Source organism: SAR324 cluster bacterium (genome assembly GCA_015232315.1).
Lineage (GTDB): Bacteria > SAR324 > SAR324 > SAR324 > NAC60-12 > JADFZZ01.
The window spans coordinates 68220-88797 of sequence record JADFZZ010000017.1; the positions used below are offsets into that span (position 1 = coordinate 68220).

The following is a 20578-nucleotide window of genomic DNA, read 5'->3' on the forward strand; positions in this document are numbered from 1 at the left end:
CACATGAAATTTTTCCTTGGAGCACTTCTCTGGATGCTGTCCGGAATCCACTCACTGAAGGCCCAACCTCCCGTGATTTCTACGACGCCTGAGCAGAATCATGACCTTTTTGAATGGGTCACGATCACTTTTCAGGAAGTTCTCCATTCTGATTCCGCCATCCACAATGTGCAAAAAGCGATTGAAGGCAGAACCTCACTCAAACTGAATCCGGTCCGGAAACGCGTTCAGTTTTCTCTTGAAAATCTGCGTAAATATCCCTTTTTGCATCTGGAAATGTGCCGGGAACCCCCGGTCCTCAAGCTTGCTGAAAAATTTGCCTGGAGAGATTTTTTCAATAGTGGCGGCACCTTGTTTCTGGACGCATGCTCTGGAAGCAATCCCGTCATTTCACAGTGGAAACAGTGGGGGGAGCAGATCTTTGCCAATTCAGGCTGGGTTCCGCTCAACAGCAGTCATACCCTTTCGTTCAGTTTTTATCTGCTTGAAAAAAAAATGCGCTATGCCCGGGGCGGAAATCCGGTCTCGGTGCTGGAAAATGATGGCCGCTTCATCATAATACTCAATCAGTCAACCGCCTGGAACTGGAACTCTTTTGTCGCGTCAGAAGTCAGCCCCTTGTTGAATGAATTTCCCCTGGAACTTCATTTGAGATTTTATGTGAATCTGTTGATGTATCTCCAGACAGGAAATTACAAAAGCGATCAACTGCATTTACCAACCATTCTGCTAAGACGCCGGTGATATGAAATTTTTTCACAAGGGGTTCGTCCTGACAGGGTGCTTCCTGCTTTCTGCCTGTGGATGGACCCATTCCACCCATCATAACGAATCTCGTTTTCCTCACCCACCGGCGTGTGTCAATGCCTATGTGGATCAGATCGATGACATCACGATCCTGCGAATCTTCCCCCACAATTCTGATGCCTACACCCAGGGACTTTTGATCCATCAGGGAGAATTGTTTGAAAGTACAGGTTTGTATGGGCATTCTTCACTACGCAAAGTGGAGTTGGCAACAGGCACTGTTCTTAGCAAAATTTCGCTTGACAGCCAGTGGTTTGCTGAAGGTCTCACCTTGTTTGACAACCGGCTTTATCAACTCACATGGCGTGAAAAAACCGGCTTTATTTATGATGTTGCCACCTTCGAACAAAGCGGAACCTTTGACTATCAAACAGAGGGCTGGGGATTGACCCAGGATGGCACCCATCTGATCATGAGCGATGGCTCATCAACCCTTTATTTCCTTGACCCTCACACAAGGGCGATCATAAAAACGCTGGAGGTCCGGCAACAAAACTGTGCGGTGACCCGGTTGAATGAACTGGAATATGTAGAGGGAGAGATCTGGGCCAATGTCTGGCAAACAGATTTTATTGTGCGGATTGATCATGAAACAGGAAATGTTTTGGGCTGGATCAATCTTCAAAGCTTATGGAATGAAGCGTTGGGAGCCACAGCCGAAGTATTGAATGGCATTGCCTATGATCCTGACAAACGCACACTGCTGGTCACCGGCAAACGTTGGAACAAACTGTTCGAGATCAGGAAAAACCCCTGAATTTCACTGTACCTGTGGGCCGCTGTTGGGAGTTGACCACTTTTTCGGCCCTGTGTCAAAAAATGGATCTTTGCTGTTCCACCTGATTTGTGTTTTATTCTGTAGGAGCCGACCTGTGTGTCTGTCCCGGAGCAGGACGCATACAGAGGTTCGCCCTTACAATCTCATCAGGCATTATGTCGTCTGAACAACACTACTCACTGGAATCTTTATGAACATATCACGACTGACATTCTGCATTGCGTTCATTCTTTCAGGCATCATTCCTGTTCCAGGCAGTTATGCCCAGCAATTGCCTTCTCTTGATAGTGTTACGCTACAACTCAAGTGGAAACACCAATTCCAGTTTGCAGGGTATTATGCCGCAGTGGAAAAGGGTTTTTTCCAGGAGGAAGGACTGGCTGTCAAAATTCTGGAAGCGCCTGCGGATGGCAGTTCTTTTGAGCCTGTTCTGGCTGGTGAAGCAGAGTTTGGAATTGCCATGTCCGATTTGATTCTTCTGCGTGCCAAAGGTCATCCCGTTGTGGCCTTAGGTGCCATTTACCAGCACTCGCCCCTGATTGTGCTGGCACCGGAAAAAAGTGGAATTGACACCGTGCATGATCTGCTCAACCGGAAACTCATGATCGAGCACCATGCCGCTGAAATTCTAGCCTATCTGGAAACTGAAAATCTACCTGCCTCCAAACTGATTTTATATCCGCATACGTTTGATATCTCACAAATCCTTAACGGCGACATTGACGCGATGACTGCATATTCCACCGATGAACCCTTCTTGTTAAAAGAAAAAGGCATCAAATATAACGTCTTTTCGGCAAGAGCGGGTGGCATAGATTTTTATGGAGACATTCTGTTCACCATGGAAGAACAGATTAAAAAACATCCAAAGCGGGTCCTTGGATTTCTCAAGGCTTCCACCAGGGGTTGGGAATATGCGCTGAATCATTCTGAGGAAATCATTGAATTGATCCTGACCCATTACAGCCGGCGACATTCCAGAGAACATTTGAAATTTGAGGCGGATCAAACCAAACATCTGATTATTTCCGATGTGGTGGAAGTGGGTTACATGAACCCCGGTCGCTGGAAGCATATTTCTGAGATATATCGCAAAATGAACATGATCTCCGGAGATGTTTCTCTCGATGAGTTTCTGTATGATAAAAACCCCCTACCCGATTTAAGCTGGTTCTATTGGACTCTTGCCGGACTGACTTTTCTTGGATCTCTTGGATTTATGGTTTCTGCCAGATTCTATAAACTGAACCGAAACCTTGCTCTGGAAATCAAGCAACGCGAAGAATTGCAAAACAAACTGTTTGAAAGTGAACGCTCCAAATCAAATCTGCTGAAAAATTTGCAGGGCATGGCATACCGTTGTCGCAATGATCTGCACTGGACCATGAAATACGTCAGTGACGGTTGTGAAGACCTCACAGGATACCAGGCAGAAGCACTTCTGGAAAATGCTCAGTTATCGTACAATGATATCATTTTGCGCGAAGATAAATCCATGGTGAGTTCAAACATTAATGAGGCACTCAGGGAATTCAGACCATATCAACTGACTTATCGGATAAAAACCAGGACTGGAATTGTGAAATGGGTTTGGGAACAGGGAAGGGGCATTTTTTCTCCGGAGGGAGATCTGCTATATCTGGAAGGCTTCATCACGGATATCAGCCTTCAGAAAAAAGTTGAGGAAGAAAAAGAACAGGCGTTGGATAAACTTGAAGAACAATCGCGGTTGCTGGAAGAAAAATCCGGACAACTTGAAACCCACAACAGACAGATGCTCCGTGATCTGAACTTAGCCGGAGGAATTCAGAGACATTTGTTCCAGACTGATGATGTTCCGGCTTTTATCACCATTGCCACCTGTTTTATTCCCTATTCCCACATTTCAGGGGACATCTATAAAATCTATATGAATTCCAACAACCACCTGAATTTATTTATCGGGGACGGAACAGGGCATGGTCTCGAAGCCGCGCTGTCTACCATGATGGTCAATGCCCTGCTGACACAGTATCCCGATGAAAGACCCATGCAGTTACTACGCTCTGTGAATAAGGTGCTTGAAAAAAACTGGCCCATTGATCGTTTGATGTCGGCAATGCATCTCCAGATCCATGAATCCGGTGAAGCACTTCTGGCAACGGCCGGACATCCGCCGCTTTTAATTGTCTCACCCAATGGTAATGTCAATTTCTGGTTTTCCAGCAATCCCTTCCTGGGGGTTGGTGTAGACACCTTTTTCCAGCATGAAGAACAACAGTTTGTGTTATCCCCGGGAGATCGTGGATTGCTTTATACAGATGGGATCATTGAATGGATGAATCAGGATGAGGAACAGTTTGGAGTTGATGCTCTGGCAAAATTTTTCCAGGAGCACCGCACGATGGATCCTGATGAGTTTCTGCAAACATTACTGAACCATGTCGCTCAGAACCATGCACCAGGAATACCGCTCTCCGACGATCTGACAATGATTTTGTTTGAGTTTCACGGAGTTGCCTGAGCATCACAGGCCTTGCTCAAAAATGCTGAATCCGGAGTTTCATTTCCGTTCACCAGACAACCATCATCTGACATATTTGTCTGCAATGTGAGTTGGTTACTCACACTGAATATATATCCAAATATTAACTGGTCTTTTTAATAGTATTTTTTATGTTTCACCTCTTCTTTCTGAACGTACAAACGATAACATCCATGGGAGGTTTATGCACCAGGTAGTGAAGCTTTCATCCATATTGCCCGAGAATCATTTTCAGACAGTTCTGGATGCGTTCAAATCTTTGAAACAGGGAGAGGCGCTGATCCTTGAGAATACTCTTTCTCTCAGTCCTGTACTTCAAAAAATACAGGAATCCCTGTGGGGGCAATATTCATGGACCCCTGTTTATTCCAAAGAGGGATCGTACACCGGTGAACTCATCAAAGCACCAGCCGCCATACACGCTGGAAAATCCGTCTCTGGTTTCATGCAACAGGAACATGAACTTTGCGACAAATTTTATGCGGAGGGGGAATCAGCTCTCCTTGAAGGAAAATGGGATGCCGGGGAGCAGGATCTGCGGTCCTTTGAGATCAGCATGAGACGTCATTTCAACATGGAAGAAGACGTGTTGTTTCCCGCCTTCGAAGCAGAAACAGGCATGACCCGCGGGCCAACCCAGGTGATGCGCATGGAACATGGGCAAATCAAAGGGATGCTGGATCAAATCAAAAACGCACTGGATGAACACGACACCGATCAGGTTCTTGGTCTTGGGGAGACACTGCTGATCCTGATGCAACAACACAACGCCAAAGAAGAAAACATGCTGTATCCCATGTGTGACCAACATTTGAGAAGTGTTGAAGGGCTTTTGAAAGAAATGCAACAGACGGATGTATGACTAAAACCTTGAAAAACACACAGGGAAACCAAATCATTCTCACCATTGATTGCAGGGAATTGTTGCCGCCGGAACCCTTGGTGAGAGTGTTGGAAGCACTCAATGTGCTGGAAGAAAACCAGACTTTACGGATGCTCCACAGACAAAAGCCCTGTTTGCTGTTTGATAAACTGGACGAACGCGAACTGACGTATCACCTGACAGAATTTGAAGATGGTTCCATCGAACTGGACATCTGGAAAGATCCCTCATGAGAACCTCCGGTCTCAGTCTTGAACAAGCTCCTCCCGAAGATATTCCCTTCCGTTTTTTTATCATGGCTCCCGTTTACGGAATATTGGCGGGAATGCTGCTCTTGTGGAAAGGCCTCTCCCTGTTTCAATCTCAATGGAGCCTTGAAACAGTCAGTCTGACACATCTCCTTACCCTGGGCTGGCTGACCATGATCATGATGGGGGCTTTTTATCAGATGGTTCCTGTTCTTGTCGGAAATAAAGTGCCGGCAATTGTACTGGCCCGTTGGGTTCATGCTCTGCTGAATCTCGGGATAGCGGGATTGACTGGTGGAATGCTCTGGTTTCATCGTCCGGTACTGACAGTGGCATTCCTCTGCCTGATGCTGGCATTTGTTTTGTTTTTAACACAGATCGCCATTGCCCTCTGGACTGTTAAAGCTGACAAGCCTGTTGTTCATGCCATGAGAATTTCTGTCGCAAGTGGTAGTGTCGTGGTTGGTCTCGGATTGTTCATGCTGTCACGTTATCTGGGTTGGAACACCCTCGCTTTTTCGCCGTCAACCATGCGGACAATCCATGTGTCATGGGCCTTTACCGGCTGGATTGGCTGTCTGATTGCGGGGGTGGGCTTTCATGTCATCCCCATGTTTTATCTTACAGGCGCGTTCCCGGGACGCACAGCCCACTGGATTTTGACAGGATTGGCAATCAGCCTGATTCTGGTTTCAATCTGCCTGGCAACGGAATCTTCAGGATGGTGGTTGGCTTTGTGCGTGCTTCCCGGAATAGCCGGCTTTCTGATGTTTTCGGGAAAAATGCTGGAGATGCTTTTTCGCAGGAAACGCAAGATACAGGATTCACCCCTCTTGTTCTGGCAGCAGGGATTGTTTTTTCTGATTGCAAGCTGTCTACTGGTTTGGGTTGCCATCTGGAATGAATTGCCGCAGATGCCTCTTCTGCTGGGCGCTGTTTTTCTGGCAGGTTTCGCCATGTCCATCACGCAGGGGATGCTTTATAAAATTGTTCCGTTCCTGATCTGGTTTCACCGTTTCAGTTCGCTTGCAGGCAAAATCAAAATTCCGTTGCTAAAAGATATCCTCTCAGACCGCCATGCCCGGGGGCAATGGTTTTGTTATGCCGGTTTTACAGGTTTGGTGCTGCCGGGAATTCTATTTCAATCCAGCGAAATGATCAGGGTTGCGGGATTTTTGCTGATAATTTCTTCATCCTTTCTATTCATCAACCTGTTCAAAGCCTACCGGATCGCCCAACCAATAGTCGCCCTTTAACGTAGAACGAGTCATTCCCTTTTGCAAATTATGCAAATTTATCAGTTTTTCTCCTTCACATTTGGTTTATTTTTTGCCAGAAGCAACATAATACCTGATATTTTATTCAACCCGATGAATCAAGGAGTCGCCTTTGGAAGACTTTGACATGGCCACAGACCTTGGGCCAATTACGGTTCCTCCCGGACAGCAAACGCCTGGTCCAGCCTCTGCGTCTCAAAGTGGGGCTGAGTATGGCCGCAACGATGGCTTAAGCGGTGGAGCACCAGTTTTATCACTGGATAAAGCATGGTTGCACCAGAACCTGCTCAACTGGACCGATCATCATCCACGAAAAACCGGTTGGAATGAATCGGATCAAAAAATTTTATTGCAGTTGTTTGAAGAGCTCCATGACCAGAAAGTGACACCTTTGTTTGACGGCTTCTGCGACCACATGAGTGGAATCGATGCCGGCCCCGGGATTGCTCAGGAATTGATTCAACGGTTTCAAAACTTTTTCAGATGGATCATTCGACAGGAACTTGTGGCTGATTTTGTATTCAATGTGAGGTTCCAATCCATCAAGGGGCAGGGGGTCTCGATTGTTTACTGCAATGCCCGAACCGGATTGTTTGTATTTCGTCTGCTGCAGGAATGCCACAAATTTCTAAACCTGCGCTGGCGTCCCTGTGATGCGGAAACAGATGCCCTCTATTTCTCACAGTGGCTGAATTTATGCCGCTCGTTGGCCTTCAGGGAAATGGATGATGAAGTGATGCCCTACTGGGCCAATATGGAACTACAGGACCTGGAATTCCATGATATATCGTTTCATGGAATCCAATCTGTCAGTACCTCGTGGAAGCGTCAAAAAATGCGGTTTGTCCGTTTTCTGGATCCTGTTCTGGAACATTGTGATTTCAGTGAGTGTGAGCTGCTGGATTCCCAAATCATGAATGCCCGACTCCAACATGCGGATTTTAAAAAGTCACATCTGTCTGTAGATATCCGTAACTCGGATTTAAGCCATGCTGACTTTTCGTTTTCCAACATCCGGTTCAGTGCGATGAAAGAATGTGTTCTGGATCATGCAAGGTTTGTAGAATCCAACATGGAGCGGATGGATTTGTATTTATCCCGTGGAACCGGGGTACATTTCAGCCATTGCCAGATGGAAGAAGCCAATTTGATCAAAGGTATTTTTCCCGGGTGTCAGTTTGACCATACCATGCTGAAACGATGTGTCAGCATGGACGCGCAATTCAACGATTGTGACTTTTCCCATGCGGACTTGACTGGGGCCTCCATGAGTCGCTGTGAAGCTCAAAACGCCAAATTCATCAATGCGTCCCTGGTGGAAGCCAACCTGTATCAGGCAAATCTTGAAAATTCAGATTTCACAGCCGCCAATTTGACGGATTCCTACATGATCAATGCCAACCTGGTGAAAGCGGTATTCAATCATGCGATTCTGGAACGCACACTCCTGCGTGGTGCCAAAATGAATGAGTGTCAGATGATCAGCGCAAACCTGACTCAGGTTGACCTCTCCTACGCCCAACTGGTAAAAACAAACCTGGAACACGCGAACATGACGGGTGCTGTCCTGAAATCCGCGAATATGGAAGGAACGTTGTTTACAGGAGCTCATTTGCTTGGCGTTGACCTGACAGGAGCGCATCTTGAAGGCGCGGTGATGAAAAATGTCGATTTTTCGGGTGTGAAACTGACAGAAGCTCAATTACGCAATGCGGATCTGTCGGGAAATAATCTATCCAAAGTCGATCTGACCAATGTCGATCTTCGTGGTGCCAATCTGAGCCACTGCTACCTGGAAAAAGTTGATTTGCGTCATGCGAAAATGGGGCGGGCCAATTTGACAGGAACCCGGATGAAAGGCGCTAAACTGAACAATGCCATGCTCTCAGGTGCCAATCTGTCAACCGCTGATTTGAGAGAAGCAGACCTTCGTGGTACAGATTTAACCGAGCGGGAACTCCGTAAGGCTCACGAGAATGGAGCGTTGATGGAAGATGCTCTGGTCTTTATGAAAGATGCTGATTATCATTGTAAAATTTTACAGGGTGCCCTGATTTTTGTTAAAGTCCCCCCCAAAAAACGCGTGAATTAGAAATTATTTATTAAAATTGAAACAAGAGTCATACCATGATCAAACTTTGCCATCTGCCGTTCTGTTTAATGGAATTCCAGTCGAGTAAACTGATCTATAATAATTTTCATTATTTTCCGGAATATCAGGGTTTCTGGCCTCATCAGGAAGATCTGAACAACAATAATCTTTACAGCAGTATCCTCGCCAAACATGATATTGAAGATCTGGATAAGGTCTTTCATTGGATCGAAACCATCAAACTCTCTCCTCCCAGAGGAATCCCGGAAATAGAAAACCGGTGCCCTGTTCTCACGATTGATCACAACAACCTGAAGTATCATCTGAAATTCAGCATTTATCTGGGAAACAAACAAAGCCCCCTATTTCTGATCCTGCATCTGATCCCTGAAGATCAGATCAACCACATTGATCAGGAGGATCGTCGTATTTTTATGGATCAACTCGAACAATGCCACAGGGGACTCAGTTTCGGTGAAGCTTTTTTCAATTATTCTGTCCAGGATATTGCCATACTGGCCAACACCATCTCCATGATCATCAAGGACAATGACTTGATCAAGTTACCGGATTTAGAATCATCACTCGATCGTATCAAAAAAATTGGAATATGGTTACAACTCCATCAAATGGTGGATACCTGTTTTGAACTTGAAGAAATTCTTGAACAAATGACAACGCAACCAGAATCGTCATTGAAGAGTTTTCAAGCGTTTCAGGAAACCTGGAAAACCTTTGATTCGCTGGTTGCAGTGACAAACGCGGTGGCCAGTTATTCCAGATATCGCAAGGATATCGGCTATTTTCGCATCAGGAGAAGTCCTCTGGGAATGGAAGAGCGCCAGTATCAGGAAATGATCAAGGATTTTGAAATTCTTCAGCAATTGATTCATTATGACAACCCCAATGATCTTGTGAGAAAACATGCTGATAAATGTATGGGATATCTCAAACTGATGGATAAGGTGGTCTTGAATCAAACCTTGGGTCGATTGAAATCGATTGCGGCTGATTTGTCCCATGAACTGGGAAAATGTCTCAGATTTCATATTTCCTGCGAATGGATCATTGTCACAAATCACTATGCACAGCATTTGATCTGCAGATACCTCATCAATGTTCTCAGATATTTGATTGTCGAGCATCTTGAACTTCCCAAAGAACGTGAGATGACGAAAAAACATCTTGTTTCCGAAATCCTGCTCAAGGTGGAGCAGGATGATCACAATGTTTATATTATTTATGAAGATAACGGCTTTGAATTTGACATGGCCAGTGTGGTCGAACGTGCTCTTGAAAAGAAGCTCATCACAGAAACAATGTCAGAATGGATGTTGGATCAGGGACGTGAAAATGTATATAATCTGATGCTTAAACAAGGCTTTGGTCCTCCAGTCAAACCACCACCAAACACCCTCTATGAACAGCATCTTTCATTAATTTACGAAGAATCCAGTAATCTTCAGGGACACATGACTTTTGTGCGCAGAGGTCCATACAATGTTATAAAACTCCGTGTTCCCAAACAATCCAACGGCATCCTGCTTTTCCCCAAAAACCAACCACTGGAATTGGGACTGTTGAGGCTATAAATTCATTGAGATAACCGATCATGAAAATAATAATTTCATGATCGGTTATAAAGGTATTTATGGATATCTCGAATCTGAAAGTATTACCCCGCCCGAATCGTGTGATCTGCCTGGCCATTACTGCTGAACGGCTCAACCAATTCCGTTATCATCTCAAGAGTTGTAAGGTTTCAGTTATCAGCCTTCAGATTTTTATAAGCCATTGAAAATAAAAGTTTTCTGAATATCAAACTTTCAAAGAAACTTTTATGCTTATATTAAAAATCATAATAATTTCAATCAGTTCGTAAAAACTGAGAACTGAAAGCTGAGAACTTACTACTGTCGAGATATCATGATAGTTGGCTATAAAATTTCTTGATTTCAGCTTCATTGGACGGTTATCGGAGGCCTTCTCTAAATCCGTTATAATCAGGATAATGCAAGAAATTTTTTTGACTATTTGAATGGATATGGTTAGACTCCGGTCCGCTTTAAAAATACCTCTCTTGTGGAAATACCTCAAATAGGTTATAGCCAATTTTTCAGACTTCATTTAATTCCCTGAATTGTTCGCGCAGAATGTATTGAATCCAGTTGCTCAACGGCTTCAATCATGATCCGACAGTTTTTCAGGCTTCAATGCGTGTTATCAGTTTAAGGATTGCTCATGATCAACGGTTTCGTAACTTCAACAGAAATATTTGTTCCCAAAATCAAGGTGATTGGTGCCGGCGGAGGTGGGGGAAACGTCGTTACCAAAATGGTGAACGTGGGCGTCAAAAATGTGGAGTTCATTACCTGTAATACGGATATGAAAGCCTTGAACCGTACCACGGCTGAGCTCAAAATTGAATTGGGCAAGAACCTGACCAGAGGCCTGGGTGCGGGAGCCAAACCTGAAATTGGAGAAGCCGCGGCTCGAGAAACACTCCAGGAACTGGAAGCGCATCTGGAGGGTGCAAACATGGTGTTTATCGCCGCAGGAATGGGGGGTGGAACCGGGACAGGCTCGGCACCTGTCATTGCGGAACTTTCCAAAAAGAAAAATATCCTCACTGTGGGGGTGGTCACCACGCCGTTTTCGTTTGAAGGTAAAAAACGCATGCGTGTCGCTCTGCAGGGGATTGAAAAACTCAAAGGCTGCACAGACACGCTACTGGTGATTCCCAATGATAAACTGCTGGGCGCCTCCAATCAGACAACCAGCCTGCTGGACGCGTTTCATCTGGCGGATGAAGTTCTCATGAACGCGATTCAAGGCATCACCGATCTGATCAATCATGTGGGGACCATCAATGTGGACTTCGCTGATGTGAAAACCATCATGGAAAACATGGGCCGGGCCGTGATTGGTAAGGGCACAGCCGCTGGGGATGACCGAATGCGCAGAGCCGCATGGCATGCGATCAACAGTCCATTGATGGAAGATACCGACATCCGTGGCGCCAAAGGGATTCTGGTGCATGTTATGGGATCCAATGACATGGGACTTCTGGAAATCAATGAAGCTATTGGCTCCATCCAGGAAATGGCGGATGATGACGTGAATATCATTTTTGGAGCGACCACCCTTGACGATATGCGTGATCATGTAACGGTCACTGTGATTGCCACCGGACTTCCGCACCATGATCACCCCATGCCATGACAACCCTCCCTGAGACCACAGTTCCCCTGTATCACACCATCAATGGCCCATGTCCCTACCGCCCGGAAGGCACATGGGAAAACCTCTCTTTTTTTATGGATAATCTTTCTGCTGAAAGTTATGAAGCACTGCTGAACCAGGGCTTTCGGAGAAGCGGATGTTCCATCTATCATCCTGTCTGTAAAAATTGCAGCATGTGTCTTCCGTTACGGGTCAACGTTCATTCCTTTCAACCTACGAGGGGTCAGCGTAGAGCCTGGAATAAAAACACTGATATTCGCATTGAGTTCAGACCAGTGTCCTTCGATGACGAGGTTTTCAATCTCTACCGGAAATATCAACTTCAATGGCATAATGCTCCAGCGCCTCCTGAAAAGCCGGAGTTTGTTTCATTTTTGATGGAAAGCCCTGTTTCCACAAAAATGATGTGTTATTATCTCAACAATCAACTCATTGGAGTGGGTTGGGTCGATAAACTGAAAACCATGCTCAGTTCTGTATATTTTGCGTTTGACCCCGATTTTTCCTCCAGACGCCCCGGAGTCTTCTCCATGTTGTGTGAAATTGAATATGCCCGTCAATCAGGTTTCGACTGGGTTTATCTCGGATACTGGGTTGAAGACTCACCTGCCATGAAATACAAATCGGATTATCAGCCTGCTGAAATTCTGATTGATCAAACATGGCATCCAGTGCAATCTCAATAGACAATCCCTCATGCCGTTTACCAGAATTATTCGTCAATTATTCACCACCTGGCTCACGCTGATTCTGCTGTTCACCATAGAACGTGTCTATTTTTTTACCGCGTTTTTTCCGGAAACACTTCCCCGACCGATTCCAGTCAAGGCTGTTTTTCAGACATTTTTTGATGCGGGACGAATGGATATTTCCGTGTCGTCCCTGCTGATCCTGCCACCTGTGCTTTTACTGTTTCTGCTGGTGTGGGGGGCCGAAAATCGGCCGCTTGTCCGGTGGAGCAAGTTCTTCACAGGCTGGCGGATCTTTGTGACGGCAATGAGTATTTTATGTCTTTTGATTGATCACTGGTTTTTTTCTTATTACCATGACCACTTCAATCCACTGTTCTGGGAATTCAGTAGCGGTGGTGGGGAGAACATGGCCAGGGTTCTGTTCAGTCTGCCTGATGAAATTCCCGTTCTGCCCATTGTCCGGGATATTCTGGCCTTCAGTCTGGGAGCCTTGGGATTGCATTGGGGGTTATCCCGCCCGGCGTTCCATTGGGAACAACGTGTTTCTCTCAAACATCCTTTGAAACTTACTGCCATTCTGTTGCTGGTGCTTTTAGGTTGCCGGGGAACCTTCGGCATTCCATTGATCACCCAGTTCAAAAAACTCAGAACACCTCATCCGCATCTCAACCTGACTTACAGCAATCCCTGGTATGCGTTGTATGTGAGTTGGGAAAAAGATTTTCTGCCGGTTTGGAACATCAAACATCAGAAAGATACCATGAAACTGGGTGTGGAGGAGGTCCGTCCTGATTTCGAAAGATATGCGGCGCTGGATTCCCGTCGTAGGGTGACACAGCCGGAACCTGAATATCTCAGCATGGAATATGAAGTACCGGGGCTCTTTCAGCGTTATTTGAAGAAAAAGCCCAAACACATTGTGCTCATTTTCCTGGAATCCTTTGGGGATTGGGTGACAAAAATCGAGGTCGAGGATTTCAAACATAAAATCACACCGAATTTCACGGCGTTGAGAGAGCAGTCCATGGAATTTCTGGAATATTTTCCCGCGGGCGCACTGACCATGGAAAATCTGACCAAGGCGACTCTGGGAATTCCGTTACCCCGCAATTTCCCTTATGAATACAATTTTTCAGCCGCCTTGAATCCCTTTCCTGATACAATGCCGAAAGCCATGAATAGAAAAGGCTACAAACCGCATTTCTTTTATGGTGGACCTTTGACATGGCATCATCTGTATTATTATTTTTCAAAATGGAATTATGAACAGGTTTATGGCGAAAACAATGTGTCCAGGTCAGACACAGGCTGGTTTAGCGCCTATGATGAAAATCTGTATGAATTTCTGCATCAACATCTGGAATCCTCCTCAATACCCACCTTTAATTTTGTTCTGACCATCAGCAATCATCCCCCCTATCGTGTTCCGGAATCATTTCAGTTTCAGACGCCCCCGGCGGTGGAACAGGCTTTGCCACCGACGGATAAACCCGATTATATCCAACGGAGATTCAAGACCATTGCTTATGCGGACAAGGCCCTGGGTGAATTTTTCGAGAAGGCCAGAGCGTCCGGTTATTTTGATGAAACACTGTTCATTGTGACAGGCGATCACGCGATCCAGGGTGGGTTTCGCTGGCCACCGGAAGAACGGTACCATACTTCCCGGATTCCTCTGCTGGTGTATGCCCCCAAGCTGCTCAAACAGCCTCAACTGAAAATCACACACCGTGGAACCCATCTGGACATGCTGCCAACGTTGCTCTCCATGCTCAATGAAGAACCTGTTCGCCTCAGGAGTTGGGGGCATACCATGCTGGAACCCTCAACCGATACATTTCTCAATTCACCATGGATCGATTGTCTAAGTGATATCTGTCTGTATCAGGAACAGCTTTATCGGGTAGATCCTGCCACAGACAGGATGAAGGCCTGTTTTGATGAGGGATGTGTGCAATCAGGACAATTGCTGAGAGAGGAGATATTGAGTTGGGGACGAACAGGACTGCATTATTTTTTCCAGTTCAAACAGGACGACGCAAAAGAGGCCTTTCCTGATTTCAGCACACACAACTGAACCCAATATGAGATATGAGTAATATAATCCTTGAACTCTAGCAGGTTGCACTATGACACATTCGATTCGTTTTGATTTGTTATTTCCTTATGCGATCGCACCGTTGCTGACCTTGGTGGTTTCGATCTTTCTTGTTTCACTCACGATCCGGGTGGGGAAGCATGTTCGTGAAAATCAGCTTTTTACCCTTCTGGTACTCAATTTCGCGTTGTACAATCTGGATCTGTTTATCCGCACTTTGTTGACGTCTCCTGTGGCAGTGCTGACCATTTCACGATTACAGCACATCAGTTTTGTGTATTTTATTCCGTTACTGCTGCATTTTTCATGGGAAATTCTGGGAATTCGTGATCGTAAAAAAACGCTGTACACCGCCTACGGCTTCAGTGCGGTGATCATGCTGTTCACCCAGTCAGAATATTATCTCAGTGGCGTCAACCTATATTTTTTCGGTTATTTTTCACAGAGTGGTCCGCTTCTCAAAATTTATGCGACTGTCGCACTGGCTGTTTCGATCTATGCCTTGTGGCTTCTGGTGCGGGGGTATCAGAAATCCAGCAACCGGGAAGAGCGCCTCAAACTGAAATTTGTCATTTCAGGAGTGTTTTCGAATGCGTTTCTGACGCTTGGCAATCTGTTCCCCACGATGGGGATTGCGGTCTATCCTCCGGGAAATTTGGGCTTTATTCCGTTGCTGCTCATGGCTTACGGCATTTTGCAGCACAACATTCTGGACACTGCGAAAAGCTGGTTTTATCGGGGCTACGTGCCACGAGTCATTACCGGTTTCGTCTGGTTGCCCACCGCTTTTTGCCTGCTGTTCCTGCTGTTCAGTGGCGAAGGTGTGTTTCCTGAACAAATCCTCGACAAGGTCTTTCCCTGGCTCATTCCCTCTTTGTTGTCATGCCTTGTGAGTTTGGGGCTTGCGTCCTTCAGTTTTTTGAAAGGAAAACGGGATGTCGAAACCCTGTTGTTTGGTGTGTTGTGTACGCTGTGGGGGTGGTTGAGTCTGGATAAAATCATGGAGGGCTTGTTTCTTCAGGAATTGATGGCTCTCCGGTTCACCCGGTTTGCCCATTTTTTCCTTGTTTACCAGCTCGGCGTTTACACCCATCTGGTCTATTCCGTCACACGCAATCCTGACCGTCTGCTGGTCCGTGCCTGCTATGTCGCAAGTGTGCTGCTGATGTTTCTCACTCAGACAACGCACTATTATCAGGATTCCATGTATCAGTATTTTTTTGGATATTTCGGCCAGGGGAACTGGGCTTTCCAATTTTTCGGGGGAGTTGGTCTGGCCCTCATCTTATGGAACAGTGTGTTACTGTTCCGGGCATGGCGGAAAACGGCAGAATCAGCCGAAAAAATTCGTCTCGTATTTCTTTTCACAGGAACAATGATCACCGCTGTTTTGAATCTGGGAAATATTCCGGCGACAAAAGGTGTGGAACTGTATCCGCTCGGGAACTTTTCTTTTGTGGCCATCCTGATCATGGCGTATGGGATTTTCAGGCATGATATCCTGGAAATCAGCGATTACGCGCGTGAAAAAACACTGAGATTGTTTTCCCTGGGTGGACTCGGAGTGATTTATGCGGCCTTATTGATTGCCGCGGGAAATGTGATCGCAGAATATTCTTTTTTTGAAATTCTGGCAGGCATTTATCCCTATGGCATTCCCCCGTTGATCTCGTTTCTCATGTGTCTGTTTCTGTCCTTTGTTTCCATCAGGGCCGGTTATCTCAGCATGGAATCCATTCTGTTCAGTCTGATCTGTGTGATTTATGGATTTCTCAGCATGGAAATCCTGCTGACCGGGATTGTCTTCGAACCTGAATTTGCCCTGAAGATCATCAGGCTCGATCATTTTTTTCTGGTTTACATGATCGGACTGAATGTGCATCTGTCTTACAGACTGGCAAAGCGTCATCAGGAAAATCGATGGATTATCTACTTTTTTTACGCAGTCAGTGTGGTGTTATCCCTATTTACCCAGACCGATTGGTATATCCAGGAAGTAACACGGTATTATTGGGGGTTTTATCCACGTCAGTATTTGATGTTCAACGTGTTCTGTGTGTTTCTGGCGGTGGGGCTGGTGGTGGTTTGTCGCTGTTATTATCAGGCCTGGAGGCAATCCCGTGAAAATCACCAGAAACGAACATTCCTGTTTTTTCTGGGAGGTTCCCTCATCACGATGTTGCTGAATCTGGGCGACATTCCGGCTGTGTACGGCATTGAAATCTATCCGCTCGGGAACTTTTCGTTTCTGGCTGTGGGTTTCATGGCCTATGGTCTGCTCAACCGCTATATTCAGGAAGTGCTGTATTTTACCCGCAGTATCATTCATCAATTCGTGTTTCTCCTGCTCCTCATGACCCTTGTCATCGGGTGCTATATCACCTTGAGAGTTCATACAGAAATTCTGTCGTTGATCATTGCGACGCTGGCGGTTCGAGTGTTGTTTCAGGTAAGCCGCACCAGTATCGACGCTGTTCTGGACTTATTGTTTCCCTCAGCCAGATATGACATGGAACGGGTTCTGGGTGAAACCCGTGTGGAGTTGTCTCTGGCACTGACACCGGAAAACATCTGTGATGTGTTGATACCCCGATTCCTGTATCACCTGGAGGCTGACTCATGCTGGATTATTTTTGCGGACAAGGGTGCTCTTTCGTTCAAGGGAAATATTTATGTCAAACCGGACGCGACCAGAAAATACCGTTTTTCATCAAGGACGAGACAGACCTGGCCCTATGTTTCCAGAGAGGAAGTACAGATCAACGCTGAACATCCCCTTGTCATGGCCTTGTATGAAAAACAGAGTCTGATGATTCAGGAAAAGATGGATGAATGGCTCAGACAGAATCGTATCCGAATCCAGGGAGGGGATATTCTGTCTGAAACCGCCCTGGTCTCACCTGTCTTTTTTCAGGGGGCGATGGCCTGTGTTCTGGGTCTCGAAACCAAAGCGAACGGGCAGTTGTATTCACGGGAAGAACAACATTTTCTGCGGGCGATTTCTTTTCAGTTGGGGTCTGTGATTGAAAATGTCAATCTGGTGCGTTCACTGGAAGAACGCATTCAGATCAGAACCTGGGATCTGCAGGAAGCCCGCAACCGGTTGACGCATTTGAATGAGGTGATTCAGGCGGTTAATTCAACGCTCGATCTCGACGAAGTGATGAACAAGGTCATGAAGGCCCTGCAGGAGGTATTTCTTTTTGATCAGATCGGAATTCTCCTGCCTGACGAGGAGGGCGAAAACCTGATTTTTCATCAACTGTATGGCACAGGTCTTTCTGCTGAGGATCGGGCTGATCTCCGGAGTTGTTCCTTTCCGCTCGATGGCGAACACGCCAGTTGGGTGGGAGAATGTTACCAAACCCGGAAACCTGTCTATGTCAGCCGGATCAGGGAAGACAGTGTGGAACATTTCATGGCCTCTGATCAACGATTCCATCAGGTTTCCAGGGCGCAATCCTATATTTTTTTCCCGTTGACCGTACAGAATCATTCCATCGGTGTGATCCACTTCGGGCATTCGCAATTGTTTTTTGAATTATCGCAGGAACGGATCGAATCCATCCAGCAGTATGTGCTTCAAATCGCCGCGGCCATCCAGAACGCGTTGCAGTATGAACAGAGCCAAAACCAGCAACGGGAATTGACTGAAGCCCATAACAACATTAAACTTCAACGGGGAGAATTGGCCAAAACGCTCAAACTCACCCAGCGTCATGAACAGGAACTTTCCCGTTTGTATCATTTGATGGACGCGGCCAACTCATCCCTCCGGCATCAAGACATTCTGAAAGCGTTTTTTGATTATGCGCTGGAAGAGAATTACCCCTTTGATGGTTTGATGCTGCATGTGCTGGAACCGCATACGGAAACGCTCAAATTATCCACAGTTTACGCGCTGGTTCCTGAAGCACAGTTGCTGGAGAATAAACATGAACGCTTCAATATTCCCATGAACCAGACAGGCGGAATGTTCCACACCACCTTGAACTGTGCCAAACCGCAATTCATTGTGCGCCCGGAACCTGACGAAAGGCCAGAGTTTTATGAGGTGCCGACGCATCGGCATTTCTTTGAAGAAGGCTTGATGGCATCCATGCTGATGTATCCTCTGCTACAAAAGAATCAATCCTTCGGACTGCTGTCATTTTTCACACATTCACTCAAACTCAACGTGACAGAATCCAGAATCGCAACCATTGAACGCTATGTTCAAACCATCACCTCCGGATTGCACAATGCGTATCTTTATGAACAAAGTCAGCAGGATCGTGAGGAAATCAGCCGCATGAACCATCTGATCCGTACTGTCAACGCGACCTTGGATCTGGATGAAGTCATGACAGTGTTTGCCGAGGTTCTTGAAGAAATTTTCAGGTTTGACCAGATCGGTATCTGGATTGTTAAAGAGGCTGAACAACAATTGGAACTGGTCAAATATTATGGTGTCAGCGCCAATTATAATTTTCAGGAACAACTGTCAAAGGTTCAAATGCCGTTAGTGCCCAATCACAGTCTGGTGTGTGAAACTCTGCTGAAAAACAGGTTGTCGTGTGTGTCACCCATCACCCCCGAACTCCTGGAAGCCTTCACACCGACAGACCGTTTATTTCATGAAATTGCCGGTGCGCAGGCTTATCTGCTGTATCCGCTCAATATTCAGATGCGTACCTTTGGTGTTCTGGTTTTCGCCAGAACAGACGCGCCGTTCACGCTCACCGGTTTTCAACAGCAGACTATCCAGCGTTATGTCAATCAACTGGCCAATGCCATGTATAACGCAGAACTTTATGAACAAAGCCAAAAAGACCGTGCCGCCAGCCAATACAATGCGCTACAACGTGAAAAGGCCTTACAGGAACTGGGACTTCAACATCAACAACTTCAGGACGCACAAGTCCAACTGGTGCAATCGGAAAAAATGGCTCTGCTCGGATCGCTGGTGGCTGGTGTGGCCCATGAAATCAATACCCCGGCTGGTGCGATCCAGGCCGCGATTCAGGAAATTGATCAGGATTATGTCGAGCTCCTGTCAGGGATGAGCCAGATTTTGAGAAATCTGCCCGTGGAACAATGGGATGTTTATTTTCAGGCCTGTCAGACCATTTTAACCTTCAATCAGGAATTGACCACCCGTGAACAACGGCAAATCGCGTCAGGTATTCAGGGGCCGATGGCGGACGCCGGGATTTCTGAAGCAAGAGTCTGGGCCAGAGATCTGGCAATGGTAGGCTTCAGCGGGGAGAGTATTCCGCCTTTTTTACCATTGTTTCAAAGTGCTGTCGGTGAGACGATTCAGCAATCGTTGCGGCAACTGGGTCTGAGCAGGATTCATGTTCGCAACATTAAAATCGCGGTGGACCGCATCACACAACTGGTCAAGGCGTTCAAGCATCACGCCCGGCTTGATTCATCGCAATGGATTGAAACAGATCTGAAACATGATCTGGAAAACACAATGGTGATCCTGCGGAATAAATGGAAACACGGCATTATCGTCCACAGGGAATATGCCGAATTGCCCCCGGTACGCTGTAATGCGGATCAACTCAATCAGGTATGGACCAATCTGATACACAATGCCATTCAGGCCATGAATGGGAAAGGGGAACTGATTATACGGCTTCAACGAGATCAGGAACGGGTGTTTGTGGAAATTGAAGACAGCGGACCTGGCATCCCTCATGAAATCCAGAACCGGATTTTTGAGCCGTTTTTCACCACCAAAGCCAAAGGTGAAGGCACTGGTCTGGGTTTGAGCATCTGCAAAGAAATCATCGAACGGCATCAAGGCTTGATTCGGGTGGACTCTGTTCCGGGAAAAACCTGTTTTCATGTCGAGATTCCACTGACTATGCAAGAGGACTCTGAAAAATAATTTCATCAACATAATGTTGGACTTTGAACATTTTACACCTGTGGGCAGTGGTTCC

At 46.2% G+C, this 20578-nt stretch carries 12 protein-coding genes; all 12 read left to right on the forward strand.

The window, feature by feature from the left end; all coding sequences use genetic code 11:
* Window positions 1-3: 3 nt before the first annotated feature.
* Window positions 4-744: a DUF4159 domain-containing protein gene (locus HQM11_12585; protein ID MBF0351862.1), complete on the forward strand. Its 741-nt coding sequence runs from the start codon at window positions 4-6 to the stop codon at window positions 742-744.
* A gap of 1 nt (window position 745) precedes the next feature.
* A complete protein-coding gene (locus HQM11_12590; protein ID MBF0351863.1) occupies window positions 746-1564 on the forward strand; it encodes a glutaminyl-peptide cyclotransferase in 819 nt (272 codons plus the stop codon).
* Window positions 1565-1775: 211 nt separating this feature from the next.
* The gene (locus tag HQM11_12595) at window positions 1776-4088 is read left to right on the forward strand and encodes an ABC transporter substrate-binding protein (GenBank protein MBF0351864.1); all 2313 of its coding nucleotides are present in this window, start codon (window positions 1776-1778) and stop codon (window positions 4086-4088) included.
* A 466-nt stretch (window positions 4089-4554) separates the two neighbouring features.
* Entirely contained in the window at window positions 4555-4971 is a 417-nt protein-coding gene (locus tag HQM11_12600) for a hemerythrin domain-containing protein (GenBank protein MBF0351865.1), read from the forward strand.
* Window positions 4968-5225, forward strand: a complete 258-nt coding sequence (locus HQM11_12605) for a DUF2249 domain-containing protein (protein MBF0351866.1) — start codon at window positions 4968-4970, stop codon at window positions 5223-5225. Before HQM11_12600 ends, HQM11_12605 begins: the two co-directional genes overlap by 4 nt.
* Window positions 5222-6496, forward strand: coding sequence for a hypothetical protein (locus tag HQM11_12610; protein MBF0351867.1), 1275 nt, complete (start codon window positions 5222-5224; stop codon window positions 6494-6496). The genes HQM11_12605 and HQM11_12610 overlap by 4 nt, the downstream gene beginning before the upstream one ends.
* Before the next feature lie 133 nt (window positions 6497-6629).
* Complete coding sequence (locus tag HQM11_12615; protein ID MBF0351868.1) at window positions 6630-8609, forward strand: pentapeptide repeat-containing protein; 1980 nt, start codon at window positions 6630-6632, stop codon at window positions 8607-8609.
* Window positions 8610-8644: 35 nt separating this feature from the next.
* Window positions 8645-10201, forward strand: a complete 1557-nt coding sequence (locus HQM11_12620) for a hypothetical protein (GenBank protein ID MBF0351869.1) — start codon at window positions 8645-8647, stop codon at window positions 10199-10201.
* Window positions 10202-10850: 649 nt separating this feature from the next.
* Entirely contained in the window at window positions 10851-11831 is a 981-nt protein-coding gene (ftsZ, locus tag HQM11_12625) for a cell division protein FtsZ (protein MBF0351870.1), read from the forward strand.
* Window positions 11828-12538, forward strand: a complete 711-nt coding sequence (locus HQM11_12630; protein MBF0351871.1) for an arginyltransferase — start codon at window positions 11828-11830, stop codon at window positions 12536-12538. Before ftsZ ends, HQM11_12630 begins: the two co-directional genes overlap by 4 nt.
* Before the next feature lie 10 nt (window positions 12539-12548).
* On the forward strand, window positions 12549-14621 hold the full coding sequence (locus HQM11_12635) for an LTA synthase family protein (protein ID MBF0351872.1): 2073 nt from the start codon (window positions 12549-12551) through the stop codon (window positions 14619-14621).
* Window positions 14622-14673: 52 nt separating this feature from the next.
* Window positions 14674-20523: a GAF domain-containing protein gene (locus HQM11_12640; GenBank protein ID MBF0351873.1), complete on the forward strand. Its 5850-nt coding sequence runs from the start codon at window positions 14674-14676 to the stop codon at window positions 20521-20523.
* Window positions 20524-20578: the final 55 nt, after the last annotated feature.